26 protein-coding genes and 1 other annotated feature are annotated in these 23,055 nt (G+C 40.4%); of the genes, 18 read left to right on the top strand and 8 right to left on the bottom strand.

What is annotated here, in order from left to right; genetic code table 11:
- Nucleotides 1-26 precede the first annotated feature (26 nt).
- From opp4B to ACH6CZ_RS16230, 3 genes are read left to right on the top strand one after another with little or no spacing between them, the layout of a single operon-like run.
- A complete protein-coding gene (gene opp4B, locus ACH6CZ_RS05285; RefSeq protein WP_374096361.1) occupies nt 27-992 on the top strand; it encodes an oligopeptide ABC transporter permease in 966 nt (321 codons plus the stop codon).
- Between the two features lie 18 nt (nt 993-1,010).
- Entirely contained in the window at nt 1,011-1,916 is a 906-nt protein-coding gene (gene opp4C, locus ACH6CZ_RS05280) for an oligopeptide ABC transporter permease (protein WP_374096360.1), read from the top strand.
- A 47-nt stretch (nt 1,917-1,963) separates the two neighbouring features.
- Nucleotides 1,964-2,218, top strand: a complete 255-nt coding sequence (locus tag ACH6CZ_RS16230; RefSeq protein WP_483868535.1) for a YuzI family membrane protein — start codon at nt 1,964-1,966, stop codon at nt 2,216-2,218.
- A gap of 9 nt (nt 2,219-2,227) precedes the next feature.
- Here ACH6CZ_RS16230 and trpS read toward each other — a convergent pair whose 3' ends face one another.
- Nucleotides 2,228-3,223, bottom strand: a complete 996-nt coding sequence (gene trpS / locus ACH6CZ_RS05275; protein WP_374096358.1) for a tryptophan--tRNA ligase — start codon at nt 3,221-3,223, stop codon at nt 2,228-2,230.
- Nucleotides 3,224-3,292: 69 nt separating this feature from the next.
- Nucleotides 3,293-3,497 (bottom strand) — a binding site (T-box leader).
- A gap of 208 nt (nt 3,498-3,705) precedes the next feature.
- On the opposite strand from trpS, the gene ACH6CZ_RS05270 reads away from it, so the two are divergent.
- The 6 genes from ACH6CZ_RS05270 (at nt 3,706) to pepF (ending at nt 10,610) form a co-directional block, all read left to right on the top strand.
- Nucleotides 3,706-4,893, top strand: coding sequence for a putative glycoside hydrolase (locus ACH6CZ_RS05270; RefSeq protein ID WP_374096517.1), 1,188 nt, complete (start codon nt 3,706-3,708; stop codon nt 4,891-4,893).
- 210 nt (nt 4,894-5,103) lie between these two features.
- Nucleotides 5,104-5,676, top strand: a complete 573-nt coding sequence (locus tag ACH6CZ_RS05265; protein WP_374096357.1) for a GNAT family N-acetyltransferase — start codon at nt 5,104-5,106, stop codon at nt 5,674-5,676.
- A gap of 273 nt (nt 5,677-5,949) precedes the next feature.
- Entirely contained in the window at nt 5,950-6,345 is a 396-nt protein-coding gene (gene spxA, locus ACH6CZ_RS05260) for a transcriptional regulator SpxA (protein ID WP_039808451.1), read from the top strand.
- A 445-nt stretch (nt 6,346-6,790) separates the two neighbouring features.
- Nucleotides 6,791-7,447 (top strand): adaptor protein MecA, encoded by a 657-nt coding sequence (gene mecA, locus ACH6CZ_RS05255; protein WP_374096356.1) that lies wholly within the window; start codon nt 6,791-6,793, stop codon nt 7,445-7,447.
- A 75-nt stretch (nt 7,448-7,522) separates the two neighbouring features.
- Nucleotides 7,523-8,719 (top strand): competence protein CoiA, encoded by a 1,197-nt coding sequence (locus tag ACH6CZ_RS05250; RefSeq protein WP_374096355.1) that lies wholly within the window; start codon nt 7,523-7,525, stop codon nt 8,717-8,719.
- A 67-nt stretch (nt 8,720-8,786) separates the two neighbouring features.
- A complete protein-coding gene (gene pepF, locus ACH6CZ_RS05245; RefSeq protein WP_374096354.1) occupies nt 8,787-10,610 on the top strand; it encodes an oligoendopeptidase F in 1,824 nt (607 codons plus the stop codon).
- A 313-nt stretch (nt 10,611-10,923) separates the two neighbouring features.
- Here pepF and ACH6CZ_RS05240 read toward each other — a convergent pair whose 3' ends face one another.
- The 5 genes from ACH6CZ_RS05240 to ACH6CZ_RS05220 all read right to left on the bottom strand — a co-directional run bounded on the left by ACH6CZ_RS05240 (nt 10,924) and on the right by ACH6CZ_RS05220 (nt 13,890).
- Nucleotides 10,924-11,094, bottom strand: a complete 171-nt coding sequence (locus ACH6CZ_RS05240) for a hypothetical protein (RefSeq protein WP_374096352.1) — start codon at nt 11,092-11,094, stop codon at nt 10,924-10,926.
- A gap of 210 nt (nt 11,095-11,304) precedes the next feature.
- Nucleotides 11,305-12,165: a ClpXP adapter SpxH family protein gene (locus tag ACH6CZ_RS05235; RefSeq protein WP_374096351.1), complete on the bottom strand. Its 861-nt coding sequence runs from the start codon at nt 12,163-12,165 to the stop codon at nt 11,305-11,307.
- Nucleotides 12,162-12,560 (bottom strand): globin domain-containing protein, encoded by a 399-nt coding sequence (locus ACH6CZ_RS05230; protein WP_374096350.1) that lies wholly within the window; start codon nt 12,558-12,560, stop codon nt 12,162-12,164. Before ACH6CZ_RS05230 ends, ACH6CZ_RS05235 begins: the two co-directional genes overlap by 4 nt.
- A 110-nt stretch (nt 12,561-12,670) precedes the next feature.
- Complete coding sequence (locus ACH6CZ_RS05225; protein ID WP_374096349.1) at nt 12,671-13,303, bottom strand: lytic transglycosylase domain-containing protein; 633 nt, start codon at nt 13,301-13,303, stop codon at nt 12,671-12,673.
- Complete coding sequence (locus tag ACH6CZ_RS05220) at nt 13,303-13,890, bottom strand: CYTH domain-containing protein (protein ID WP_374096347.1); 588 nt, start codon at nt 13,888-13,890, stop codon at nt 13,303-13,305. The genes ACH6CZ_RS05225 and ACH6CZ_RS05220 overlap by 1 nt, the downstream gene beginning before the upstream one ends.
- Before the next feature lie 153 nt (nt 13,891-14,043).
- Here ACH6CZ_RS05220 and yjbM point away from each other — a divergent pair, with 153 nt between their 5' ends.
- From yjbM to ACH6CZ_RS05205, 3 genes are read left to right on the top strand one after another with little or no spacing between them, the layout of a single operon-like run.
- Nucleotides 14,044-14,703, top strand: a complete 660-nt coding sequence (gene yjbM, locus ACH6CZ_RS05215) for a GTP diphosphokinase (protein ID WP_374096346.1) — start codon at nt 14,044-14,046, stop codon at nt 14,701-14,703.
- Between the two features lie 12 nt (nt 14,704-14,715).
- Nucleotides 14,716-15,510, top strand: a complete 795-nt coding sequence (locus ACH6CZ_RS05210; protein ID WP_039808459.1) for an NAD kinase — start codon at nt 14,716-14,718, stop codon at nt 15,508-15,510.
- A complete protein-coding gene (locus tag ACH6CZ_RS05205) occupies nt 15,488-16,411 on the top strand; it encodes an RluA family pseudouridine synthase (protein WP_374096345.1) in 924 nt (307 codons plus the stop codon). The genes ACH6CZ_RS05210 and ACH6CZ_RS05205 overlap by 23 nt, the downstream gene beginning before the upstream one ends.
- A 3-nt stretch (nt 16,412-16,414) precedes the next feature.
- Here the strand turns inward: ACH6CZ_RS05205 and prpE are convergent, their stop codons facing one another.
- Nucleotides 16,415-17,158: a bis(5'-nucleosyl)-tetraphosphatase PrpE gene (gene prpE, locus ACH6CZ_RS05200; RefSeq protein WP_374096344.1), complete on the bottom strand. Its 744-nt coding sequence runs from the start codon at nt 17,156-17,158 to the stop codon at nt 16,415-16,417.
- 166 nt (nt 17,159-17,324) lie between these two features.
- Here prpE and mgtE point away from each other — a divergent pair, with 166 nt between their 5' ends.
- The 3 genes from mgtE to ACH6CZ_RS05185 all read left to right on the top strand — a co-directional run bounded on the left by mgtE (nt 17,325) and on the right by ACH6CZ_RS05185 (nt 20,396).
- Entirely contained in the window at nt 17,325-18,695 is a 1,371-nt protein-coding gene (mgtE, locus tag ACH6CZ_RS05195) for a magnesium transporter (protein ID WP_374096343.1), read from the top strand.
- A gap of 173 nt (nt 18,696-18,868) precedes the next feature.
- On the top strand, nt 18,869-19,642 hold the full coding sequence (gene fabI, locus ACH6CZ_RS05190; protein ID WP_374096342.1) for an enoyl-ACP reductase FabI: 774 nt from the start codon (nt 18,869-18,871) through the stop codon (nt 19,640-19,642).
- 292 nt (nt 19,643-19,934) lie between these two features.
- Nucleotides 19,935-20,396 carry a CotO family spore coat protein gene (locus tag ACH6CZ_RS05185; protein ID WP_374096341.1) on the top strand — a complete coding sequence of 154 codons (462 nt, stop codon included), beginning with the start codon at nt 19,935-19,937 and terminating at the stop codon, nt 20,394-20,396.
- A gap of 74 nt (nt 20,397-20,470) precedes the next feature.
- Here ACH6CZ_RS05185 and ACH6CZ_RS05180 read toward each other — a convergent pair whose 3' ends face one another.
- Nucleotides 20,471-20,995 carry a CotY/CotZ family spore coat protein gene (locus tag ACH6CZ_RS05180; RefSeq protein WP_374096340.1) on the bottom strand — a complete coding sequence of 175 codons (525 nt, stop codon included), beginning with the start codon at nt 20,993-20,995 and terminating at the stop codon, nt 20,471-20,473.
- Between the two features lie 148 nt (nt 20,996-21,143).
- Here ACH6CZ_RS05180 and ACH6CZ_RS05175 point away from each other — a divergent pair, with 148 nt between their 5' ends.
- Genes ACH6CZ_RS05175 through spoVAD form a run of 3 tightly spaced genes read left to right on the top strand, consistent with a single transcriptional unit; the run spans nt 21,144 to nt 23,054 of the window.
- Nucleotides 21,144-21,569, top strand: coding sequence for a sporulation protein (locus ACH6CZ_RS05175; RefSeq protein ID WP_374096339.1), 426 nt, complete (start codon nt 21,144-21,146; stop codon nt 21,567-21,569).
- A 12-nt stretch (nt 21,570-21,581) separates the two neighbouring features.
- Nucleotides 21,582-22,040 carry a stage V sporulation protein AC gene (gene spoVAC, locus ACH6CZ_RS05170; RefSeq protein ID WP_374096338.1) on the top strand — a complete coding sequence of 153 codons (459 nt, stop codon included), beginning with the start codon at nt 21,582-21,584 and terminating at the stop codon, nt 22,038-22,040.
- Nucleotides 22,041-23,054 (top strand): stage V sporulation protein AD, encoded by a 1,014-nt coding sequence (spoVAD, locus tag ACH6CZ_RS05165; protein WP_374096337.1) that lies wholly within the window; start codon nt 22,041-22,043, stop codon nt 23,052-23,054.
- Nucleotide 23,055 lies beyond the last annotated feature (1 nt).

Genomic DNA, 23,055 nt, shown 5'->3' with positions numbered 1-23,055 from the left:
AGTAAAGCTTGATAAGGAGAGTATCTATGTTAAAGTATATAATTCGCCGTATTCTCGGCATGATTCCAATGCTTCTCCTTATCTCCTTCGTAGTGTTTCTCCTGGCGAAAGCAATGCCAGGAGATTCGCTAAGCGGGGAGATTGATCCGACAAACACAGACCCTGAGTACATAGAAGAAATGCGTGAAAGACTCGGTTATAATGACCCGATTGTCGTTCAGTATTTCAGATGGGTTGGCGGATTTTTAGAAGGTGATTTTGGAAAATCAACACGATATAAAGTACCTGTAGCCGACTTAGTAGCAGAAAGACTTCCTAACACGATATTCTTAGGTGTTTCATCACTTGTAATTACGTATATTTTAGCCTTTGCAATGGGGATATATGCAGGAAGAAAACCTTATACATTTGGTGATAATCTGATCGGCGGTCTGAACTATCTCGGACTCGCGATACCATCGTTTATTGCTGCAGTATTTGCTATTTATTTCTTCTCCTTTAACCTCGGCTGGATTCCTTACACAGGCTCAGTAGATCCAACCCTGCAGCCGGGAACTTTTGATTACTGGTTAAGCCGTCTTCATCACGTAATCATGCCGGCAATTGTTTTAGGAGCATTAGCGACTGCAAGTTATACGCAGTTTTTACGAAATGACATTATTGAAAACAGCAGAAAAGATTTTGTACGTACAGCACGTGCAAAGGGAACACCAACATCGAAGATTTATAATGTTCATATCATGCGTAACTCGATTATCCCGCTAATTACATTTCTTGGCTTTGATATTGCAACACTCATCAGTGGCGCTATAATTACAGAAACGATTTTCACTTACCCGGGTATTGGACAACTGTTCCTTAACTCAGTAACAAATCGTGACTATCCAACATTGATGGTTATTACAATGATGCTTTCAGCTTTAACATTAATAGGGAATCTGATTGCTGATATTTTGTATGGTGTGGTTGATCCAAGAATCCGTCTGGATTGATAAAGGAGGAATTATTCAATGGTCAATGTAACAGCAGATCCAAACAAGTCACAGGAAAAAACCATTAATATGTCTCCTTGGGCAATCGCCAGACGTAAGTTTTTAAGGAACAAACTTGCAATGACAAGCAGTTTTTTCCTGTTGACAGTAATTATTGTTTCATTTTTAGCGCCTTATATCACAACAGCTGATATTTCAAAGGTTAATATTATGCAAATGACTTTAGAGCCAAGCACTGAGCACTGGCTTGGTACTGATAAGTCCGGGCGTGATGTATTTACACGCTTGCTTTACGGTGGACGCGTATCCCTGATCGTTGGTATGTCATGTACATTACTGGTTGTTTTGTTCGGGACAATTGTCGGTTCAATTGCTGGATTTTACGGAGGAATGGTAGATTCAGCGTTAATGCGATTTACTGATTTCGTTCTTAACTTCCCATTCCTTGTATTCGTAATCGTGCTTGGCGCAATCCTGCGTGGTTATGTAGACGGTCTGACAATTTTGATCGTTGTTATTAGTATACTTAGCTGGGGAGGCGTGGCCCGTATCGTAAGAAGTAAAATTCTTGCTGAGAAGGAAAACGAATATATTCTGGCAGCAGTGTCAATTGGATGTAAACCGTCTAAGGTAATCATTAAACATTTACTTCCTAACGTATTATCAACAATTATCGTTCAGTCAACGATTTTATTTGCAACACTGATTGTGGCAGAGTCCGGCCTGAGTTACTTAGGCTTCGGTGTACCTGCAACAATTCCTAGCTGGGGCAATATGCTTTCTGCTTCACAGGAATCAGACGTACTTGCAAATAAACCATGGATCTGGATGCCGCCGGCAATTATTCTGACGGTGACAATTCTATCTATCAACTTTATCGGTGAAGGACTGAAGGATGCATTTAATCCTAAGTCGAACCGTTAATTGTAAAAGCTCCTCTATCTTGAGGGGCTTTTTTCATTTCCCGGGAAATGTTCTATTGCTTCCTGCATAAGCTTATACGGGGTGTTAATATGTTCAGATTAATCATCTACATAGCAGGGTTTACGCTTATGAGTACCAGCTTCATTCACAGTATGATTTTTTTAAATTTGATTCCTTCAGGGAATTCCGCAATTGAATACATAACATATTTGTTCAGCCACACTGAGACTTATGGTATTCCTGCAGGAGCGTTGTTAATTCATTTATCCACAATAAAAAAACCCGGCAAAGGCCGGGTTTAAGGGAATCGTTTATTTCTTCTTGCGTTTTCTGCCAAGTCCCATCGCAGTTTCCATTTTCCTGACCATCTTGTCTGCAGCAAAGTTTGCTTTTTCTGCTCCCATATCAAGAATATTGTCCAGTTCATCCGATTCCATCAGCTCATAATAACGATCCTGAATCGGCTTGATATGTGCTGCAACGACTTCAGCGAGTTCAGCTTTGAAATCACCGTAGCCTTTACCTGCATAGGCTTCTTCAATTTCTTCAATTGCTTTACCAGTCAGTATAGAGTAAATAGAAATGAGGTTAGATATACCTGGTTTATTTTCTTTATCGTATTTCACAATTCCCTCTGAGTCGGTTACTGCACTTTTAATTTTTTTGATAATCTGTGACGGTTCATCCAGCATAGAAATAAAGCCTTTTTTGTTCGCATCAGATTTACTCATTTTCTTCGTTGGGTCCTGAAGAGACATGATTCTGGCCCCTGTTTTAGGAATTCTTACTTCCGGAATTATGAAAATGTCATTGTATTTTCTGTTAAAACGCTCAGCAAGATCTCTTGTCAGCTCTAGATGCTGCTTCTGATCTTCACCCACAGGTACTAGATCCGTTTTATAAAGTAGAATATCTGCAGCCATCAAAGGCGGGTATGTTAATAAACCGGCTGAAACGCCATCTTTACCGGACGATTTATCTTTAAACTGAGTCATTCTTTCCAGTTCGCCAATATAAGAAACACATTGTAACATCCATCCCGCCTGAGCATGAGCCGGTACTTCTGACTGGATGAATAGAGTGACTTTCTCCGGATCAAGTCCTACAGCAATATACATTGCAGCAAGACTTCTGATGTTCTTTCTTAATTCAAGACGGTCCTGTGGCATTGTAATCGCATGCTGATCAACTACGCAGAAGTAACAATTATAATCCTCCTGCAGGTCCACAAACTGCCTCATTGCACCTATATAATTCCCCAATGTAATCGTGCCACTGGGCTGAATACCTGAAAAAATTGTCTTCATTAATATTTCCTCCTCTAAATTTGTGCGGCAATACAAAAAATCCGTCCCTTCCTATTAAACGAGTTAATAGGAAGGGACGGATTTTCCGCGGTGCCACCCTTATTGCAGTTATACTGCCACTTTAAGCTCATAACGCAGAGCGAAACGCCTGTAACTACTTGTTTCACTACAGGGGCTCCAAAGTCCATTCACTGAATGTGTTTTTCTGCTTGCACCAACCGCAGACTCTCTGTTAAACACTACAACAGCTACTACTCTTTATCAAAGCCTTCTTATAAATTTGATACTGTTATTATAAGCTAGTTGGTGAAAAGGAATCAATCAATATTTAAAAGCAGTTAAAATTAAATGCAGTTAGTAAATATTAATGATTTCAGAAATTATTAACAAAATAATTCAATCTGACGTTTCTTTTACTAATATTACTTGTTAGAATTAATAGGTACATAAAAATGAGTGGGTAGGAGAGGTAAAACGTGTCATTGAAATACATCGCAACTTCTGCAAGCGCTGCAATTTTAGCTTTTACAGTTTTCAGCACTGATGCAAATGCAGAAGCACAACATGAAGAACATCAAATCAGAGAATTTATTGAACTGCAAAAAGGTTTACCGGAATCAATGCCAAGATTTGTTTATGACTCAGGATTATCATTCAAATATCCGGATGCTGTCAGAGGAATTTATGTGACAGGACACTCTGCAGGTGGAGCAAGGTTTGAAACGCTTCTTGACCTGATGGATACGACAGACCTGAATTCAATGGTGATTGACGTAAAAGAAGATCACGGATATTTGACATATGTACCTGATGAGGAATCACCATTTTACGATATTGGACAACCATACATAAAAGATATGCGTGAAATGCTTGAAACGCTTGAAAAACATGAAGTTTATCCAATTGCACGAGTTGTAGTTTTTAAGGACTCTGTTCTTGCTGAAAAGAGACCTGAATTATCTTTCCAGGAAAACGGTCAGGTATGGGCAAATGGGCGCAATGAGTCTTTTGTTAACCCGTTTATGAAAGAAGTCTGGGACTATAACGTAGAAATCGCAATTGAAGCTGCTAAAATGGGCTTTAAAGAAATTCAGTTTGATTATGTAAGATTTCCGGAAGGCTTTGAAACCCGTGATGATGTCCTTGAATATGGGACAGGCGATTATACAGATGATGGCAGTGAAGATACAAATGAAAGAGTTGACGCTGTAACTGATTTCGTTGAATACGCTTCCAGCCAGCTGGAGCCATATGATGTAGATGTATCAGTTGATATTTTTGGTTACTCGGCGACGCTGCCTGAAGCACCTGGTATTGGTCAGAACTTTAACCGTATCTCAGAGCATGTTGACGTCATCTCTTCAATGATCTATCCAAGTCACTGGACCTCGTATTTTGGGATTGATAAACCGGATCTTGAACCGTATAACTTAATTTCAGAATATGCAAAAGTAGAAAATGCAAAACTAAGCGAACTTGAGGACCCGCCAACTTCAAGACCATGGATTCAGGATTTCACTGCTTCTTACTTAGGAGCAGGAAACTACCTTGTATATGGGCCAAATGAAGTGAAAGCGCAAATCGATGCGCTTTATGATAATGACATTAATGAGTTCCTTCTATGGAATGCAGGAAATACTTACACAGGTGGAGTAGACTATTTGCCATAAACAACAGAGACGATCATCACAGAAGCCGGCACCTTTTTTTGTGCCGGCTTTTTATATTGCGTCTGTGGGAGGATAAGCTGTTGCGAAATAAATACAAATGAACAGGTTTTAAAATGAATATAAAGGGAATAGTATAAAGGTTAGACACACCCTCACTATAACCTCATCACTACTCAACTAATAACTTCGAAAGCTGAAAGGGGATCTACTATGCACTGGTATGAAAAACTGCGCGACTATTTTCCGGTTGAAGAAATGAAATCCCGCGAACATATGGAAACGCTTCTAAAAGAAAGAAGCGACATTTACCATAAAGATGAAGGTCCAAAGCATGTGCTGATGTATGTTGAAACAAAAGACTTTCTATTTATCGATTACCTTTTTGTTTCCAGCAGTGCCAGAGGGGAAGGTCTGGGCGGAAAACTGATCCAGAAATTAAAAGATAAAAATAAACCGATTATACTGGAAGTTGAACCGGTTGATTATGAAGATACCGATACTGAAAAGCGTCTCCGTTTTTATAAGAGAGCCGGATTTCAACATGCAACTTCTATCGGTTACAATCGCAGATCTTTAGCTACAAATGAGATTAATTCAATGGAAATTCTATATTGGGCACCTGGTGATGAAAGTGAAGAAGTTATTTACGAAGCGATGAAAAAAACATATGAGGATATTCACACGTATAAAGACAAAACCTTTTATGGTGATGAGTATGAACCTGTAGAAAAAGTACTTAAAAAAGATCGTGAAAATGCAGAAGACGTATTAAAAGAAATATAATATTTTCAATTAAATTATTATAAATGAGAATGAATAGAACAAATTGTTTCATTAATGTTTAACTATACTATAATCGGGAATAACTACATTAAGGTTGAATTAGATAAGGCTTCTTCTCATTTATATGACAATTTCGTTAAGAGCCTATTCAAAACAAACTTATTTGTGTATAATGAATTTAAGATATCTTTTTAAAACGATTTTAATCTAGGAACTGATCGTAGAAGATATTGAAGTATAAAACTTTTTAAATTGAGGGAGTGTGAATGGTTCATGGTAACTTTGTTCACTTCACCTAGCTGTACATCATGCAGGAAAGCAAAAGCCTGGTTGGAAGAACATGAGATTCCATATACAGAAAGAAACATCTTCTCTGAACCGTTAAGTATTGAGGAAATCAAAGAAGTGCTTCGAATGACTGAAGATGGAACAGATGAGATCATTTCTACAAGATCTAAAATCTTTCAAAAACTGAATGTTGATTTAGAATCACTGCCGCTGCAGGATCTATTCGAATTGATTCAGGAAAACCCGGGACTATTGAGACGTCCAATTATCATGGATGAAAAGCGTCTTCAGGTAGGTTACAATGAAGATGAAATCCGTAGATTCCTGCCGAGAAAAGTACGTACATTCCAGCTTCTTGAAGCGCAAAAAATGGTAAATTAATTTTAGTAATATCAAATAGCGAAGACTTGTCCCATTTTAGCGATAGGACAAGTCTTTTTGTATAAGTGAACAAATCCTTAAGTTGATCAGTTCTAAAACATGCCTGCAGTTATTTGAGGAATGGATCGATACGCTTCGTAAGGTCTATCAGATTGTTCGGCAGCTGGTTAAAAAAGTGGGCATATTCAGCAGGTCATGATCACCGTTTTCCACTTAATAAAGTTTACAATTCAATAAGCTTCACTGCTTGAAATAAATGACGGAATAGTCTACACTCAAATGACAATCCTTAAAATAATTAGACGCCATATAATTTCCCTTTATGGCAGAATTATCATACAATATAAGAGTAGAAAGATCACCCTATTCTTTGAGTCCGATTGTACTACCTATGACTAGGGGGGAGATTCCCTTCATCCAACACATAGGAAGGGAGAGTTGAAAGATGGAAATTGAACGTATTAATGATCATACTGTAAAGTTTTATATTTCTTATGGAGATATAGAAGACAGAGGGTTTGACAGAGAAGAAATCTGGTATAACCGTGATAAAAGTGAAGAACTCTTCTGGGAAATGATGGATGAGGTTCATCAGGAAGAAGACTTTACCGTAGAAGGTCCGCTTTGGATTCAGGTGCAGGCTTTAGAAAAAGGTCTTGAAATCCTCGTTACAAAAGCACAAGTGACAAAGGATGGACAGAAGTTTGAATTGCCTATGCAGGATGATAAAAATGGAGCCGGAATATCCAACCAGATTGAAGATTATCTTGATCAGCATTTTGATATGGAAGATGACCAGCAGGAAGAAATGGAAATGAAACTCGTCATGCGTTTTCAGGACTTTGAAGATGTCATCGCCCTTTCAAAGAGATTTGCTCATGAAGAGCGCTTAATTACGAAACTTTTCTCTTACGAAAATCATTATTTTATGTATATTGAGTTCCCTGAAAATCAGTTTGAAGAAGATGATTTCGAAAACATCTCAAGCCTGCTGGCTGAGTATGGAAATGACTCAAACGTGACTGTTCACCGTCTTGAAGAGTACGGGAAAGTCATTATGAAGGATCAGGTATTTAACCAGATTACTGAACACTTCGGTTAACAATTAACTGTACTGTCTGCTTTCACCTTTTTAAGCAGCAGTACAGTTTTTTTAATGATATAAAGGAGGAAACTAATGCTCATTGCAGAAACATTACTTGGAGAACAGGTATCGTTATATCAGGAAAAACATAACAATCCCCGCATCAATGCGCTGCGAAGCCAGCAGCTCAGATGTCCCTCTTGTAAAACTACTGTCCTTGTTAAGGCCGGAAAAAAAGTGATCCCTCATTTTGCCCATCAGTCAAAAGCGTCCTGCACCGGATTTTCAGAAAATGAATCTATTTTTCACCTGCAGGCAAAAACATCATTATATCAATGGTTTACGCAACAGTCCCTACATCCGGAACTTGAAAAAACGTATCATGAAATCAATAGAAGAGCAGACCTGGCTATCAAAACGTCACATGCAGAATTTGCAGTTGAATTTCAGTGCTCACCGCTTTCAGCTGAACTGCAGCGGATCAGATCTTCAGATTACCGGCAAATCGGCGTCATTCCATTTTGGATTTTGCCAGCTGAATTCATCCAGAAAGCTTCTATTATTAAGCTGTCTTCCTTTCACCAGCAGTTTATCCGATATTCTCATCTAACCGATCAGTATTATCTCCTCACTTATTCTTTTGAAGAACAATCCTTCACGATCTATCATCACCTTATCCCGCTCAGTAAAACCCTTTTTGCTACAAGCTATACAACACTCCCACAAAATGAAATACGCTTTCCATCATATCCAATCTCTATATATCAAATAACAGAAAAAATGTATGAGTCACACCTAAAAATGAACGAGAAATGGCTGATCAATATTTTTAAATACCGTAAAAGTGTCAGGGACCCTTTAATGAGAAAACTATATGAAAATGCTGTCTCCCTATTTGAAACACCACCATGGGTTGGGGTCTTGTTGAAAAGTAATGTCTATTTCTCATGCTCACCGATGGAATGGCAGTTTTATCTTTATCTGAAGATCAGGAGCAGTCATGTTTTTTATAATACTCATTTAATAGGAGAACTGAAGCAGCTGATGCATAAAAGAGTATTAAATGCGAGAAGCTACATGGAACCATTGCCTTCAGACTTTTTAGAGGTCGCAGTAGAAGAGCTGCTCCAACTGCTTCTCGAGTGTAAACTTATTAATAAACACCAAAATGGATATACGCTCACTCCATTAGAATCGAACGGAATTTGTGCGCATAACCGTTCTGAAATGATAAAAAAGTTTCATGATGAGAAGAAAAATCTCATTATAAAGGAATATAATAGAAGATAGTTGCAACTTGTTTTAAAAAAAGAGAAAATAAAGAAAGTTCGAGTAATGAAATGATAGGAGGAGCAAAATGTCTAGTCAAGCAGTAAAGAAATTGAAAGAAAGAAATGAAGTGCCAGAAGAGTTAACTTGGAATCTTGAGGCTATTTTTGCAACAGACGAGGATTGGCATAGTGAATATAAAGAAGTATTAGCGGAATCAAAGAAAGCTGATCAAATTCAGGGAACTTTAAGTAACAGTGCTGATACATTTTATGATGCATTGAAGTTCCAGGATGCTGTGATGGAACGTCTTGAAAGACTATATACATATTCTCACATGCGTCATGATCAGGATACCGGTAATTCAACTTATCAGGGAATGGATGATCGCGCTAAAAACCTGGTTTCACAGGTCAGCAGTGCTTTTGCATTCATGCTTCCTGAGATTTTATCAATTGAAGAAGAAAAAATTCATCAATTTCTTCAGGAAAAGCCTGAACTTGAAACTTATAGACACTCTCTTGAAGTATTAAATGCACAGCGACCTCATGTCCTGACAGCTGAAATGGAAGGCTTACTTGCTGAAGCTTCTGAAGTACTGAATGGATCTGCCAATACGTTTGGTACTTTAAATAATGCAGACCTTACTTTCCCTACGATTAAGGATGAAAATGGGGAAGAAGTAGAGGTCACACACGGCAGATTTATCAACTTCCTTGAAAGTGGAGACCAACGTGTCAGACGTGATGCATTTAAGGCAGTATACAAAACGTATGGGAAATTCCGCAATACGTTTGCATCAACACTTGGCGGACAGGTGAAAAAAGATAACTTCAACGCAAGAATCAGAAAATACCGTTCTGCAAGACATGCTGCTTTATCAAATAACAGCATTCCTGAAGATGTATATGAAAACCTTACAGGTACGATCAACAAGAATCTTCACCTGCTTCACCGTTATGTGAAGCTGCGTAAAAAAGTGCTAGGTCTTGAAGAGCTTCATATGTATGATCTGTATACGCCTCTTGTAAAAGATGCTGCGATGAAGGTCCCTTATGATGAGGCGAAGGAAATGATGACAGAAGGATTAAAACCGCTTGGAGAAGAATACCTGAGTGTCGTTAAAGAAGGACTTGCGAACAGATGGGTGGATGTTGAAGAGAATAAAGGGAAGAGAAGTGGTGCTTATTCTTCAGGTGCCTTTGGAACAAACCCTTATATTTTGATGAACTGGCAGGATAATGTAAATAACCTGTTTACACTTGCTCATGAATTCGGACACAGTGTACACAGCTATTATTCAAGAGCAAATCAGCCATATCATGACAGCGGGTATTCCATTTTTGTCGCGGAAGTTGCATCTACATGTAATGAAGCATTACTGAATGATCACCTACTTGCAACGATTGAAGATGAGAAAAAGCGCCTTTATATTCTGAATCACTTCCTTGAAGGCTTCAGAGGCACTGTATTCAGACAAACGATGTTTGCTGAGTTTGAACACAAAATTCATCAGATGGCTCAGGACGGGGAAGCCCTTACTGCAGATTCACTCACTAAAGAGTATTATGAGCTGAATAAAAAGTATTTTGGTGACGAGCTGATCGTAGATGAGGAAATCGGCCTTGAATGGGCAAGAATTCCTCATTTCTACTACAATTATTATGTATACCAGTATGCGACAGGCTACAGCGCAGCCACTGCACTCAGCAAAAAAATTCTTGATGAAGGGCAGCCAGCAGTAGAGAACTATATTAACGAATTCTTAAAAGCGGGAAGTTCTGATTACCCGATTGAAGTACTGAAAAAAGCCGGAGTGGATATGACAACTGCTCAACCAATCGAAGAAGCCTGCAAAGTCTTTGAAGAAAAGCTGAACGAAATGGAAGCCCTCCTTGACCGTATGAACTAAGGGTTAACCAGTATCATTCGTTTTAAAATAGTATGTTAGTGAAGCATAGTGAAACGATTACCAGAGCCCGAAACAAATTTGTTTCGGGTTCTATTATTTTATTTGCTTTATTAAAGTGAATGATTGCTTTAACGCAGCTGGTGATTGGAGCTTAAGGGGGACGACTCCAGCAGGAGAAGCGTGTCAGGTTAGACCCCGCAGGCGCGCAGCAATGAGGAGGCTCAAATGGGACCAAAAAACGGTCCACCCATGCGGAAAGCGTTCCCCCTGGAGCGGAAATCACCAGCCCACTTAAGCAGAGCTTTTTTACATGCTACCTTCTAAATCTCCTGGGCTGATAAAACGTCCATAAAAATACTGTGATCGAGGTAAACAACAGTACAGAAGACAACGTAACAGAATAGATCTCCATTAAAGCAAACAAATGATAAATAAAAGCTGATGGGATAATCATAATCAGCATCAACATTCTGAATAACTTCATAAAAATGCCTCCCGCTAATAAATATATGAAGTTCACTAAAATTTAAAACCTATTGACTTGTCACACTTGTAAATACATGATAAAATAAAGGTGTGAAATTGATCACATACAAACATATACCCCTTTGTTTGACCGTGAAAAATTTCTCCCATCCCCTTTGTTCGTAAGAAAAGGCCCTCACATTTGTGAGGGCCTTTTCACTATGAAAAATCAAAAGATATAACGCCAAAACGTCCCATTTCCTGCTTCAACTTTTTCAACCTTTTTATTAAACATTAATTTCTTGAGCTTCTTTTCAGCTTCTTTAACAGAAATACTATAGACTTCTGCGACTTCAATGGTAGCTGCAATCTTAAATCTCATTAAAAATTCTTCAATTGAAGGCAGCTGATTTTTCTCCGGTGTATCCTCGAGCATCTGTTCAACGATCTGAGAATAAATTTCATATGGATATAACCCATCAACTTTAATTCCTTCATCTTCAATGTTCTCGTTAAAGAAAACTAAAGTTGGTGTACTATTAACTTCCATTTCACTGGCTATTTTTACGTCACATTGAAATGCTTTTGATGCAGTAGCTGAATTCATATCATGAATGAATTCTTCAAGATCCAGACGTGATTTTTCAGCACACTGCAGCAGGACATCATAATCGGAGATATTTTTTTGTTCTACAAAAAGCTGTTCCTGGATAGACCGTAAAAATCTGCTTCCTGCTTTTTTACCCTGCATTTCAGCAGCCTTTACAGCGATTGATGCAAGAAATGGAGATTTCACAGGGTTACTTAACCATTGACTGCCGTCGCATGGCATACCGGATTTCATAGCCGTTTCATTCCAGGACTTCGCGATTTCTTTGCGCTTTTTTTCAGTCTGGCAGTTCAGCGTATCCAGACTGCTGCTTAAGATGTGCTTGATTCTGACATATGGTTCATATTCCAGTAATAACTTTTTGATTTTAGGCTCAAGTGCCCAGCAATCTGCACTGAGTGGATCAATAAAAAGATAAATCTCAAGCGGCTTCTGATCCTGACTATACCAGCTGGCATCTGTCCATTTCTTTGCACTCACAATGGATCACCTTCATGTTCCGGCGTGTTGACCATATGCTTTGCCGTCAGAGTCAGGCGATAATATAATGCATCTCTGAATTCACCTTCAACACCGGTTTCGTTCATTGCCTCGTTCATACAGCTCAGCCATGCATCAGCGCGTGAGGGTGTAATTTCATGAGGCAGATGTCTCGCTCTTAACATCGGATGACCATGTTCTTCTGTATAAAGCTGTGGTCCTCCAAGATACTGCGTTAAAAACTGCTTTTGCTTTCTGGCAGTTTCAGTCAGGTTATCCGGGAAGATCGATTGTAATTCAGGGTGATTGCCAACTCTGGTATAAAAAGCGTTAATGAGTTCAGTTAGTTTAGCTTCACCAATATACTCATATGGTGTTCTATTCTGTTCAGTCATAAAAAAACCCCTTTACGCCCGTAGTTCGAATGTATAACTATTGTAGCAACCACCCTTTCTTTTCTCAAATACTTCGCTTGCGTATAAAAAAACGCCTGCAGGCAGACGTTTCAGCTCATATAAGTATCCATTACTTTTCGCACATAGTTGGTTGTTTCTTTAAATGGGGGAATACCATTGTACTTATCTACATTACCAGGTCCTGCATTATACGCTGCAAGTGCAAGCTTCGGGTCCTGATTATACTTATTCAGCATATCCCGCAGATACTTTACACCTGCATTTACATTCTCAGAAGGGTCAAAGATATCTTGAACACCAAGCCACTTCGCTGTGCCCGGCATCAGCTGCATTAGTCCTGAAGCGCCGGCATGACTGACTGCATCAGGGTTATAGTTAGATTCGTGCTGAATAACGGATCTGACCAGTTTTTCAGAAACCTGATACTTTGCAGCAGCCTGACTGATGATCCGGTCAAGCGGTTCAGCTTGATTGGTTTTTTTCTCAAATGTTTGTGCTGTTGATTCCAGCGGTGACTGGATGACAGGTCGCTGCATGTTCATAGCGTTTTGGAGCTTGTGCTGTTCCACAAGACTTGCGACAGAGCCAAGCTGGTTAGGATTTGCCTGCAAGCTTTGCTGCATCAGCTGAAAGAAATCCATGTTGCTGCTTTCAGGATTAGCTGATCCTAATGTACGCATTGCCTGCATTTCCATCAGCTTATTTACTGAGTTGATATTCATCATTTTCCTCCTTCACGATTTTGCATGAAGCGGGCTTTATAGAACCGTTTAATCTTATTATCGGTTTCTCTGACAGGAATTTTGTAGGACGTAAGTAGTGAGAGGAAATTTTCTTTTCCTTCTTGGTGGGAGGAAACTTCGTATTCAAGTTCATAATCCTCATGACCAAGGTAAGAACTGTGATCAAGCACCAATAGTCCGCCTTTGTATGTTTTCTCAGTCCGATTCGTTTCAAGTGAACCGAAGTGAACGATATCCTGAGTTGAAATATTCATCAGCTCCATCATATCAGCGATTTCTCCACCAATCAGTCCACCGCCTGAAAGCATATCTTCAACGTCCAGTCGTGTAAGAGTCTGATGCGTTTCCAATATCCCTTCTTCCACCGGCTGCTTTAGCGTTAAAGTAAGCTTTCCGCCTTTTTCTCTTATACGCAAAGCGGAATGAGCGTCTTTCAGATGAAAAAGTGGTGTGTCAAAGTAATGGTTAACCTGCTGCATTGGCTGATCCATCTCAAAGTCCTGGTAAAGCTTTTTGTATTCACTTTTTGTAAGCAAATTCTTAAATTCTATCTCTAGCTCCTGCACGGTTAGCGCCCCTTTTCGTTAATACTCATATTATGGAGTGTTTGAGCTGAAACTTCAATGGAAAGGTGAAAGCGGCAGGGCTCTGTGATAAAATGTAAAGGCAACGAATGGACTAGATAAACCTGAGTTAGACAAACTGACGGGGTGATGCTGATGAAATGGGAAACATTTCTGGAGCCTTATAAACAGGCTGTAGATGAATTGAAAATCAAATTAAAAGGTATGCGTACACAATTTCAACTTGAACAGACTCATTCCCCGATTGAATTTGTTACAGGAAGGGTAAAGCCCATTGCAAGCATTTTGGATAAAGCAAGGGAAAAAGAGATTTCTGAGCGTCAGTTCAATCAGCTAGCTTATCAGATACAGGACATTGCAGGGGTCAGAATGATGTGCCAGTTTGTAGATGATATTGAAAAAGTGGTTAAACTTTTGAGACAGCGTAAAGATTTTATCATCGTTGAAGAAAAGGATTATATCTCTCATAAGAAATCAAGCGGATACAGATCCTACCACGTAGTGATTGAATACCCTGTGCAAACGATTAATGGAGAACGGAAAATTCTTGCTGAGATTCAGATCAGGACGCTTGCAATGAATTTCTGGGCGACAATTGAACATTCACTAAATTATAAATATCAGGGTCAGTTCCCGGAGGATATCCAAAACAGGCTGCAACGCGCTGCAGAAGCAGCCTTCAGACTTGATGAGGAAATGTCTGAGATCAGGGAGGAAATTCAGGAAGCGCAGGCCTTCTTTCAGAAAAAGAAGGAAAAAGGAAATCCGGATAAGGGTAACCGAAAAAACGAATAGAGGAGGGACACGATGAAATTTGCTATTACATCAAAAGGTGACGCAAAATCAAACGCACTTATGCATAAAATGCGCACATACTTAAAAGATTTTAATCTTGAATATGATGAAAAAGAACCTGAGATTGTCATCTCGGTCGGTGGGGACGGAACTTTACTTTATGCTTTCCACAGATACAGCTCCCGCTTATCAAAAACGGCGTTTGTCGGCGTACATACTGGTCACCTCGGTTTTTATGCTGACTGGGTACCTGATGAAATTGAAAAACTTGTGATTGCCATTGCTAAAACACCCTATCAGATTATTGAATATCCATTGATGGAAGCAATTATCCGTTATAAAAACGGAGGACGTGAAACCCGCTATTTAGCATTGAATGAATCAACTGTTAAAAGTGTAGATGGCACTCTGGTAATGGATGTGGAAATTAGAGGACAGCACTTTGAAGTGTTCAGGGGAGACGGATTATGTCTGTCAACCCCATCAGGATCTACTGCCTATAATAAAGCCCTTGGGGGAGCAATCATTCACCCTTCACTCCCATCAATCCAATTAGCGGAAATGGCTTCAATTAACAACAGAGTGTTCAGGACAGTGGGATCACCGCTCATTATGCCTGCACATCACACATGTATGTTAAAGCCTGTGAACCGTTCAGATTTTATGATTACCATTGACCATTTAACCCTGGTTCATAAAGATGTAAAATCCATTCAGTACCGTGTGGCTGACGAGAAAATCAGATTTGCAAGGTTCAGGCCGTTCCCATTTTGGAAAAGAGTACATGACTCATTTATCGATGGATAAACGCTTGAAAATGGAATGGAACGTCACTTCAGAAGAACATGGGCTTCTGCTTCGTGAGTTCGTCGGATTGAAGGGGATCTCTAAAAGAGGGCTGACAGCGATAAAGTATGGTGGTGGCGGACTTTATCTGAATCATGAAGAAGTAACGGTCAGAAGAGAGTGCCATACAGGGGACCGAATAAGAGTTTATTTTCCTCCTGAAACAAGAAGTGACTCGCTGATCTCTGAGGATCTTGGTCTTGAAGTATTGTATGAAGACAACTGGCTGCTTGCAGTTCATAAGCCGGCTGGCATGAATACAATCCCTTCAAGAGATGCACAGACCGGTTCACTTGCAAATGCGCTTGCAGGATACTTTGATAAAAAGGAGATTGCAGCTGGTATTCATATTGCAACAAGGCTGGATAAAGATACTTCAGGTGTTGTTCTGGCTGCAAAGTATGCGCATATTCACCACCTTCTCAGTGAGATGCAGCAATCAAATCTGGTGAATAGAGAGTATCATGCAATCGCTGAAGGGGCGGTTGTAAACGACGAGGGCACGATTGATCAGCCGATTTCGCGTGAGCCAGGGAGTATCATCACAAGGATGGTTGACCCTGATGGTCAGCGGGCAGTCACACATTATAAGAAATTAGCTGCAGGCGATCGGCATACAATGCTCTCATTCACACTGGAAACAGGCAGGACGCATCAGATCAGGGTCCACGCTGCATGGCTGGGTCATCCACTGGCAGGTGATGACCTTTATGGCGGAAAGCTTGATTTCATTTCAAGACAGGCGCTACACTGCAGAAAGCTTTCACTGCCGCATCCGGTCACGCATGACTGGATTGAAGTTGAATCACCTTTACCTGCGGATATGATAGCGTGTATGAAAAAAACTGGCATGAATGGTTAACATTCATGCCAGTTCGCTGTCTCTGAACTTTTCAGGGTTATAATTCATCGTAGAAGGGACCGATACGATTTCCATCTCAGGATACCGTATTGCAGTTAATTTGTTTCCAAATACAGCACCCGTATCAATATTAACTGTACGGTTTTTAAACCTGGCCTCATGCACAGGTGTATGACCGTATACAATCCATGGCTTCCCTTTATAGTGCCTCGCCCAGTCTTTTCTGACAGGCAGGCCTTTTTCATTTTTTTCTCCGGTAATATCACCGTATAGGACAAATACAGCGACGCGTTTGTTGAACTGCCCGATGTCTTCTTCTCTGATTCCTGCATGTGCAATGACCAGACGTTTGTGATCAAGAACGTGATAAAGAGGTGCCTCTTCATAGAGGATTAAAAACTGTTTCTTTACTTCCTGTCTTTCCTTCTCTGACAGGCGTTCAAATTCTGCTGCAGTGGTCTCAAGTCCGTGAATCAGCTTAACATTATTTCCTTTTAAATAACGATAAAGCTTATTACAGTGGTTCCCGGGTACATAATAAGCATGATGGTCTTTCACCAGACCGAAAACATCTTTGATCACCTGTACAGAATCAGGTCCTCTGTCTGTCAGGTCTCCGACAAAAGCAAGCTGTCTGCCGCCGGGGTGAATAGGCAGTCCGGTTTTCCAGGAGTAACCAAGCTTTTTCGTTAGCGCAACCCATTCTTGATGACAACCGTGTATATCACCAATGATATCAATTTTCATAACAGCCTCCTAATTGGTATGAACCATTGATTTTTCCCTCAAAAAGCGATATTTATATTAAGTGTGCTTTTTAGCAGTTCTGTCGTATTATTTCTCAGTGTACCACCAAACAGGATAAAATATCACTGAAGGGCTGCATAAACAAAATGAAAGGAGTGTGGATTAAATGGCTGAACAGGAACGCGAAAGAGAAACAGAATTAAATGAAGACGATCTAATACAATCACTCGAAAACAATGAATTTGACGTTTTCAGGGATGAATACTTTAATCTGCACCCTTATGACCGTGCGCAGTTTTATTTCAAATTAGAACCGGATCAGCGTGTAAAAATCTATGAGTACTTATCTCCTGAGGAAATGGGAGAAATCATTGAAAACATTGATGCGGACGATGAGGATTATGAACCGCTTTTTGCTGAGATGAATGCACAGTATGCAGCAGATACGCTGAGTCATATGTACACAGATGATGCGGTTGATGTATTAAATGAATTGAACAAAGACCAGGCAGCAAGTTATCTGACCATCATGGATCAGGAGTCAGCGAAAGAAATTAAAAACCTTCTTCATTATGAAGAGTATACTGCCGGCTCCATTATGACGACAGAATTTATTTCGATACCGGAACATTCAACTGTCCGGTCTGCAATGGCGATCTTAAGAAATAAAGCGCCGGATGCAGAAACCATTTACTATACATTCGTGATTAATGAGGACAGACAGCTCGTTGGGGTCGTCTCCCTCAGAGATTTGATTACGTCAGAAGAAGACAGGCTTATTAAGGAAATCATGTCAGACAGAGTGGTTTCTGTCTCTGTAAGTGAAGACCAGGAAAACGTTGCAAGAATGATGAAGGACTACGACTTTCTTGCCTTACCTGTTGTGGATTTTCAGCAGCATTTACTCGGGATTATTACTGTCGATGATATCATTGATGTCCTTGATGAAGAGGCGTCTGATGACTACTCCAAACTTGCCGGGGTCTCAGATATGGATTCCCGTGACCGGACACCGATCAGAGCAGCGAGAAAACGTCTGCCATGGCTGATTGCATTATTATTTCTGGGAATGCTCACAGCGAATCTGATCGGAAGCTTTGAAGATACCCTTGAGCAGGTAGCTATATTAGCTGTTTTTATTCCACTGATTGCGGGGATGGCAGGGAATACAGGAACGCAGGCATTGGCTGTTGCTGTAAGAAGCATTGCGACAGGTGATATTAAAGATGAAAGTAAAATGAAATTGATTATGAGAGAAGCGGGGACCGGCCTGATTACTGGTACTGTTTGCGGGATTCTGGTCACAGGAATTGTTTACGTCTGGCAGGGACAATTTTTTCTTGGACTGCTCGTCGGATTTTCAATTTTTGCTTCACTGATCGTTGCAACACTTGCCGGATCTTTAGTGCCGCTTGTCATGCACAAGTTTAATATAGACCCCGCCGTCGCATCCGGACCATTTATTACTACGATTAATGATATTATCAGTATTCTGATTTACTTTGGGATTGCGACATCGTTTATGAGTTATTTATAGCGTAAGGCAGCGGCGCCCGGACGAATAGAGGGAAGCTAAGACCCCTTTGAGGTGAGGCTAAGCAACTTTCGTCCGGAAAGCGTCCCGGTCACAAATATATATTGCCTACGTTCATTAAAATGTGTTAAGTTAGTATCAGGTACTAATAACTTGTTCTAAACAAGGAGGACAAAATGAGCTTATCACTTAAAGGAAAAACAATTGTTGTAATGGGCGTCGCGAATAAAAGAAGTATTGCCTGGGGAATTGCAAGATCACTTGATGAAGCAGGCGCGAACCTCGTTTTTACATATGCAGGAGAACGCTTTGAGAAGCCGGTGCGTGACCTTGTCAGCACATTAAAAGGAAATCACGAATTAATACTGCCATGCGATATTACAAATGACGATGAAATTAAATCATGCTTTAACACAATTAAAGAAAATGTTGGCACGATCCACGGTTTTGCACACTGTATTGCATTTGCTGCTAAAGAGGACCTTCAGGGCGAGTATACAAATACAAACCGTGATAATTTCCTTCTGGCACATAATATCAGTTCTTACTCACTGACTGCCGTTGCGAAAGAAGCACGTCCACTTATGACTGAGGGCGGAAGTATTGTGACACTGACGTACCTTGGCGGTGAGCGTGTTCTGCCTAACTATAACGTGATGGGTGTAGCAAAAGCTTCACTTGAAGCAAGCGTACGCTACCTTGCAGGAGATCTTGGGAAAGATCATATCCGTGTAAACTCAATTTCAGCAGGACCAATCAGAACACTTTCAGCTAAAGGAATCAATGATTTCAACTCTATTCTGAAAGAGATTGAAGAAAAAGCACCGCTGAGAAGAAATACAACACCTGAAGAAGTAGGAGACACAGCAGCATTCCTATTCAGTGACTACTCACGCGGACTGACAGGTGAAAACCTGCACGTAGATTCAGGCTATCATATCGTAGGTTAACGAAAAGGCTTATCGGCATTTGCTGATAAGTCTTTTTTCTGATGTGTCGGGTGGTTTAGTCGGGCGGTGGGATAGGTAAAAAGGCCCTAAGTGGCGAACATGGCGGGTTTTGCGTCGAACATGAACGTCTAAGTCGCGAACCCCGGACGCTAAACGTCGAACCCCGGTCATTTCCCGTTGAACACCCATTATTTCCCGCCGAACTGCCAAACACCACAACAGCTCATTATCTTGAATACAACTTCAATATCATACATATACTGAACCACTAACAGTTAAAGGGAGTGAAGTTTTGCATAAAAAGGGGCGTCCGCTTCTTTATGTCAACCAGCCTGAGTTTCCTGAAATAAAGCCAGTCATGCAGCAATATTATCAGGCTCCTTCAACTCATGAAAAAACGCCGGTTAAAAAAACAAAAGTACCTCCGCTTGGTTATGTAGAAGAAACAGCCGCTGAAATGTCTCCATATGAGAAAGATCCAGAAAAAAAAGCTGACAAAGAGCCTAAGAAAGAAACGTTCACTTTTAAAGAGCTGAAGCCTTTCAGAAAAATGACACTTCACGAAAAAGTCGACTATCTTAGTGCATTTGAAGGGCGGAGAGCGCCGTTTCAATGCCGTTTTCTAAAAGAAGATGGAATTGAAATTCATGGGGTCCTGTCAAAACACGATTCTCATGAGCTGACAATTAAAACACTCAAAGGTGAAGACGTCACAGTTATCAGAGGTGAACTAAGCGAGATTTATATTTATTAATTTCCAATATGCTAAAAAGACATCCTGATTAAAGGATGTCTTTTTGCAGAGAAAGATCAGGGAGAACTCCCTAATTAGTCACAAACCCCAAGGTATACGTCTTTAATACACTGAACCGCACAGAAGCAGCTCAAATCAACCGTTACACAGCTGTCTGTAGAATCAAAGTCAACCACTTTGCAAAGCTTGCTCAACTTGATTTTTGTACCACATTCGTTAAGAAGGTCCACTTCTTTACCGTGATGATCTCTCGGCTCAAGTACGCGAAGTGTAGCACAGCATCCGTCAAAAATTGATTCAACTCTGAAAAATACTGAGACGCAATCATGGTCTTTAAGGTCAGTATCTTTATAAAAAGCATGGAAAGGTGAACCGTCTTTTGTCTTCAGTGTAAATACGCGTGTGTCTGCACGACGTCTTCTTGAAGGCGCAACAAGGTCCCCAAGCGGCTCTAAAAAGCAGTCTGTCAAACAAGGCTGGCAGTCTACATCTACAGCATTGTCCTGAATATCTTTTATAGCGCGGACAACCTCACATACACAATTACGGTGGTGATGATCTTCTACTCCGCCGACATCATTTCTTTTGCCACAACTCATTTTTTCTCCTCCTTTTCTTGAATTCTATATACTTTATTCAAATCACGATTCCAAAGAGTGGTCATTCGCCGTGTTTTTTAAAATTAGGCATAAAACCTTTCAGGTAAGAACAAACTATCTGTATTCATTACAACAAAGAGGCGATGAGATGAAGAAGATGATTTTGCTCACGGTTTGTTCAGTGATGTTAGTTGGATGTGCAATGGTTGAACAGATAGGTCCTGTCCATGTCAAAATTCATGATTCTGAAGATGGGACAATTAAAGAGGTAGCCGAGCACATTGAAGATACGAAAGAATTGTATGATTCAGTCGTGGTTGCCGCAGACTCAACACTTGTTGTCAGTTATAAAGTAAAGCATCTTCACCGTTTTCAAATGAAAGAGATCGAAAAAAAAATGAAAATCTTTCTTGAAGAAAAGTACCCTGACAAAGAAATAGTGCTATCAAGTGATTATAAAATCTTTCTCGAGCTCTATGACTTTTCGGACAAGTGGGCAGCTGACTCGATGAATGAGAAAGAAGCGATGGATGAGATCGCGAAAATTATTAATTTAAAAAAAGAAATGACCTAAGAGGTGATCAACGTGGCAAATGAATGGGTCAGACAATCTAAGGACGCAGCAGATCAGCATGAAATCAAAAGACCCGTTTTGAAAAACTGTCTGAAAGCATTTTTAGTGGGCGGGTTTATCTGTATGATTGGGCAGCTCGTGACGCTCTTATTAATCAGCTACTTTCCATTTACCGAGCAGACTGCGGGGAATCCAACTGTAGCAGTCATGGTTTTTTTCTCTATGCTGCTTACAGGATTTGGGCTTTATCAAAAACTTGGGCAGTTTGCAGGTGCGGGGAGTGCAGTACCGGTGACTGGGTTTGGTAATGCTGTGGTCAGTGCTGCAATCGAACATAGAAGTGAAGGGCTGGTACTTGGGGTAGGAGGAAATATTTTTAAGCTTGCGGGATCTGTCATTGTATTTGGTGTGATTTCAGCTTTTTTTATTGCACTGATTAAAACCATTCTGATTCAGATAGGAGTCATCTGAATGAAAACCTGGCATTTTACTTCACTCCCTTCTATTATATCTTCTGCAGTAGCGGCGGGTCCTTTTGAAAAAAACAGTCCATATTCATCTTCATTTGATATATTTTTTGAAGATTTATATATGGGTGAGAGAACATTCGAAAAGGCTCAGAGAAAATTAATGGAGACTGCTTCAGATAAAGTATTGGAAAAAGCAGGTCTGACGAGAGATGACATTGATTGCCTGATATCAGGAGATCTTATTAATCAGATGACACCAAGCAGCATGACGGCCAGAACACTGGAAATACCATATCTCGGGATCTTTAGTGCATGTGCCAGTTCAATGGAAGGACTGGCATTAGCGGGGGCCCTTGTAGATGGCGGATTCACAGACCGTGTACTAACAGGCGTATCAAGTCACAATGCAGCAACAGAAAAGCAATTCAGATATCCGACCGAATATGGCGGGCAAAAGCCACCGACAGCACAGTGGACGGTGACAGCTGCAGGTGCTGTGATCGTCAGTACCAATCGTGAAAATTCGCTCGCATCTATCGAAAAAGCCACAATCGGCAGAGTGCAGGATATACAGGTTACAGATCCTTTTAATATGGGTGCTGCCATGTCACTGGCCGCAGCTGATGTCATTGAAAGACATCTGACCCAGTGCGGGGAAACACCTGATGACTATGACTTAATTATTACAGGGGATCTAGCTGAGATTGGTCATGCAACAGTGAAGGATATATTACAGAAAAAGAATATTTATCTGACAGATAATCAGTTCCTTGACTGTGGAAAGTTAATTTATAAGGGGCTTGAGGAAGTGCAGGCGGGAGGAAGCGGTCCTGCCTGTTCTGCTGCAATGATCTACAGTTATTTTCTAGATCAGTTAGCTGCAGGGACTGTTGAACGGATCTTGGTTGTTGCAACAGGAGCACTTCTATCACCGCTCACTTTCCAGCAAAAAGAAACGATTCCTTGCATTGCTCACGCGGTTTCACTGGTCAGTCCCGGGAAAGGGGGGCAATAGA

Origin of the sequence: Jeotgalibacillus sp. JSM ZJ347 (assembly GCF_044383825.1) — a bacterium.
Lineage (GTDB): Bacteria > Bacillota > Bacilli > Bacillales > Jeotgalibacillaceae > Jeotgalibacillus.
Note: the sequence above shows the minus strand (reverse complement) of the source record. Positions and strands in the feature narration are given on the sequence as shown.